This window comes from Streptomyces sp. 4N509B, from assembly GCF_052245655.1.
GTDB lineage: Bacteria > Actinomycetota > Actinomycetes > Streptomycetales > Streptomycetaceae > Streptomyces.
Map to the genome: position 1 here is coordinate 1 of NZ_JBQQBZ010000081.1, position 4,104 is coordinate 4,104.

Sequence of the window (4,104 nt, forward strand, 5' to 3'; positions counted from 1 at the left end):
TGTCGGGTGATGTGGTGGGTGCGGAGCGGGCGTTCAAGGATCTTGGGTTTGATTCGTTGTTGGCGTTGGAGTTGCGGAATCGGTTGAGTGAGGTGGTGGGGCTGCGGTTGCCGGCGACGTTGGTGTTTGACTATCCGACGCCGGTTGCGTTGGCCCGGTACGTCCTCGACGAACTGATGGGGCCGGATGGCGGCGCCGACGCCTTGGCGGGGGCTCCCACGTCGACTGCGTCGGGTGGGTTGGACGAGCCGGTGGCGATTGTCTCGGTGGCGTGCCGTTACCCGGGTGGGATTTCCTCGGCTGAGGATCTGTGGCGTCTGGTCGCCGCGGGCGGCGACGCGGTGGGTGATTTCCCGGTGGATCGCGGCTGGGATGAGGGGTTGTACGACCCCGACCCGGACGCTTTCGGGAAGAGTTACACGCGGCGGGGTGCGTTCCTGTATGACGCGGCTGATTTCGATGCGGAGTTGTTTGGTATTTCGCCGCGTGAGGCGTTGGCGATGGATCCGCAGCAGCGGCTGCTGCTGGAGGCGTCGTGGGAGGTGTTCGAGCGGGCTGGTATTTCGGTTGACGCGGTGCGCGGCAGCCGGACCGGTGTGTTCGCCGGCTCGATGTACCACGACTACGTCAGCCGTCTCGGTCAGGTTCCCTCGGACATCGAGGGATATCTGGGAATCGGCACCTCGGGCAGCGCGGTCTCGGGTCGCCTCGCCTACACGTTCGGTCTTGAGGGTCCGGCGGTGACGGTGGACACGGCGTGTTCGTCGTCGCTCGTGGCGCTGCACCTGGCGGCCCAGGCGCTGCGACAGGGCGAGTGCGACATGGCGCTCGCGGGTGGTGTCACCGTCATGGCCTCGCCCGCGACGTTCATCGACTTCAGCCGGCAGCGTGGACTGTCGGCGGACGGCCGGTGCAAGTCCTTCGCTTCAGCGGCGGACGGGACGGGGTGGAGTGAGGGTGTCGGTGTTCTGTTGCTGGAGCGTCTGTCGGACGCGCGGCGCAACGGGCACCGCGTGCTGGCGGTGGTGCGGGGTTCGGCGATCAACCAGGATGGTGCGTCGAATGGTTTGACGGCGCCGAATGGTCCGTCGCAGCAGCGGGTGATCCGGCAAGCGTTGAGCAGTGCTGGTTTGTCGACGGCTGATGTGGATGCGGTGGAGGCGCACGGGACGGGCACGACCCTGGGTGACCCGATCGAGGCGCAGGCGCTGATCGCGACCTATGGGCAGGGGCGGTCGGAGGACCGGCCGTTGTGGCTGGGGTCGATCAAGTCGAACATCGGCCACGCCCAGGCGGCGGCGGGTGTCGCGGGCGTCATCAAGATGGTCATGGCGATGCGCGAGGGTGTCCTGCCTTCCACGCTGCACGTGGACGCGCCCTCGGAACACATCGACTGGTCGGCGGGCTCGGTGGAGCTGCTGACACAGGCGCGTGAGTGGCCGGAGACGGGTGGCCGTCCGCGTCGGGCGGGTGTGTCGTCGTTCGGCGCGTCCGGGACGAACGCGCACGTGATCCTGGAGCAGGCGCCGGCGGACGACGGCGCGGTGTCGAGTGAGGTCGTGCTGCCCGGAGACCGGCTGCCGACCGTTCCGTGGGTGATCTCTGCCCGGAGCACGGACGCGCTTGCCGCCCAGGCCGGGCGCCTCGCGGATGTGGCGGCTGAGCTGGACGCGGCGGACGTGGGTTGGTCGCTGATCTCGGGTCGAGCTGAGCTGTCGCACCGAGCCGTGGTCTGGGGCAGCGAGCCCCAGGACCTGGCCGCTGCTCTGCGTGAGCTCGCCGACGGCGGCGGCTCACGCGAGGAGATGGTCGAGGGGCGTCTGGCTGTTCTGTTCACGGGTCAGGGTGCGCAGCGGGCGCGGATGGGCGCTGGGCTTGCGGCTGGGTTCCCGGTGTTCGCTGAGGCGCTTGCCGAGGTGTGTGCGGGCTTTGACGGGCTGCTCCCGCGTCCGCTGGCCGAGGTGTTGGGCGCGGAGCCCGGTAGTGACACGGCTGCTCTGCTGGATCAGACCGTCTTCACGCAGGCTGGTCTGTTCGCGGTGGAGGTGGCTGCGTGGCGGCTGGCGGAGTCCTTCGGTGTCCGTCCTGACTTCGTGGCCGGTCATTCGATTGGTGAGATCGTCGCCGCGCATGTGGCGGGGGTCTTTGATCTGGCGGACGCGTGCCGGCTGGTGGCTGCGCGTGGGTCGTTGATGCAAGCTTTGCCGGCCGGCGGCGGGATGCTGTCCGTCCAGACCACCCTCGACCAGGTCCGTGGCGTGCTCGACACGGTCGCGGATGTCGACATTGCGGCCGTCAACGGCCCGATATCGGTGGTCCTCGCCGGTCCGGTCGAGGCACTGGACGAGGTCGCCGACCGCTTCGGCCAGGACGGGGTGAAGACGCGTCGCCTGAGTGTGTCGCACGCGTTCCACTCGCGTCTGATGGAGCCGATGCTGGCCGAGTTCGGTCAGGTCGCGGGTGAGATCACCTTCCACGCGCCGCGCATTCCGTTGGTGTCGAACGTGACGGGTGAGCTGGCGGAGCTTGAGGTCACCGAGGCCGAGTACTGGGTGCGGCATGTGCGGGAGGCGGTGCGGTTCGCCGACGGAGTGACCGCGCTGCGTCGTGCCGGGGTGTCGACGTTCCTGGAGCTGGGTCCCGACGCCACGTTGACGGCGATGGGTGCCGAGTGCCTCGACGCCGAGGACACCACAGCCGCGTTCGTTCCCTCCACCCGCCGGGACAGGGACGAGGTGGAGACCTTCACCACCGCCCTCTCCCGCCTGTGGCAGCGCGGCGTCCCCGTCGACTGGCGTACGGCCTTCGCCGGCCGCGCCGTCCAGCGCGTCGACCTCCCGACCTACGCCTTCCAGCGCCAGCGCTACTGGCTTGAGGGTGAGGTCAGCGGGGACCCGGTCGGCCTGGGCCAGAGTGCGGCCGGTCACCCGCTGCTCGGTGCGGCGGTCGACCTCGCGGGCGACGGCGGTGTCATGCTGACCGGTCGCTTGTCTCGGGGAAGCCACGCCTGGCTGGCGGATCACGCTGTGGACGGGAACGTTCTGTTCCCGGGGACGGGCTTCGTCGAGCTGGCGGTGCGTGCTGGTGACGAGGTCGGCTGCGGGCTGCTGAGCGAGTTGACGTTGCAGGCGCCGCTCGTCCTGCCCGAGCGCGGGGGCGTGCAGGTCCAGGTCGTCGTCGGCGCTGCCGACGACACCGGCCAGCGCGAGCTGCGCATCTACTCCCGTGTCGAGGACACGAGTGCCGACCAGCAGTGGATCACGCACGCCGAAGGCGTCCTCGGGCACGCACAGGACAGCGAGACCGACGCCGATCTCGTCGTGTGGCCTCCTGTTGGTGCTGAGGTCGTGGACGTGTCCGGTTTCTACGCCGACGCGGAGCGGGCTGGGTACGGGTATGGCCCTGTCTTCCAGGGGCTGCGTGCGGCGTGGCGGCGCGGTGAGGAGGTCTTTGCCGAGGTCGCGTTGCCGGAGGGTGTGGAGTCGGAGGCGTCGCGCTACGGGATCCACCCGGCGCTGCTGGACGCGGTGCTCCACGCGGGGATGTTGACGACGGCTGGTGCGACGGGCGAAGGGCTGCGTCTGCCGTTCGCGTGGTCTGGTGTGTCTCTGGTGGCGTCGGGTGCGTCGTCGGTGCGGGTGCGTGTGGCGCCGGCCGGGCCGGACGGGTTGGAGCTGTCCGTCGCTGACGAGGCGGGACGGCCCGTCATGGCGGTCGAGTCGTTGGTGTTGCGGGCGGTGGGTGCTGGGCAGTTGGTGGCGGGTGTTGGTGGTGGGGGTGTGGATGGGTTGTTCCGGGTGGAGTGGTCGCGGGTGGGTGAGGTGGTTGCTGGTGGTGGTGTTTCGGATGGGTGGTTGGTGTTGTCGGGTGTGGGTGAGGTGGGTGTGGGTGAGTTGGTGGGTGCGGTTGAGGGTGGGGTGGTTCCGTCGGTGGTGGTGTTGCCGTTGCTGGATGCTGCGGGTGCGGGTGCGGGTGCGGTGGATGTGAGTGGTGTGGGTGGGTTGGTGGGTGGGGTGTTGGGTGTGGTGCGGGCGTTTGTGGGTGATGAGCGGTGGTCGGGTTCGCGTTTGGTTGTGGTGACGCGGGGTGCGGTGGCTGCGGTGG

The 4,104-nt window shown here is 69.3% G+C and carries 1 protein-coding gene; it reads left to right on the forward strand.

The genetic code is table 11. From position 1 onward, the window contains the following. The coding region (locus tag ACTWP5_RS31965; protein WP_443224691.1) for a type I polyketide synthase at positions 1-4,104 on the forward strand (4,104 nt) is incomplete at both ends.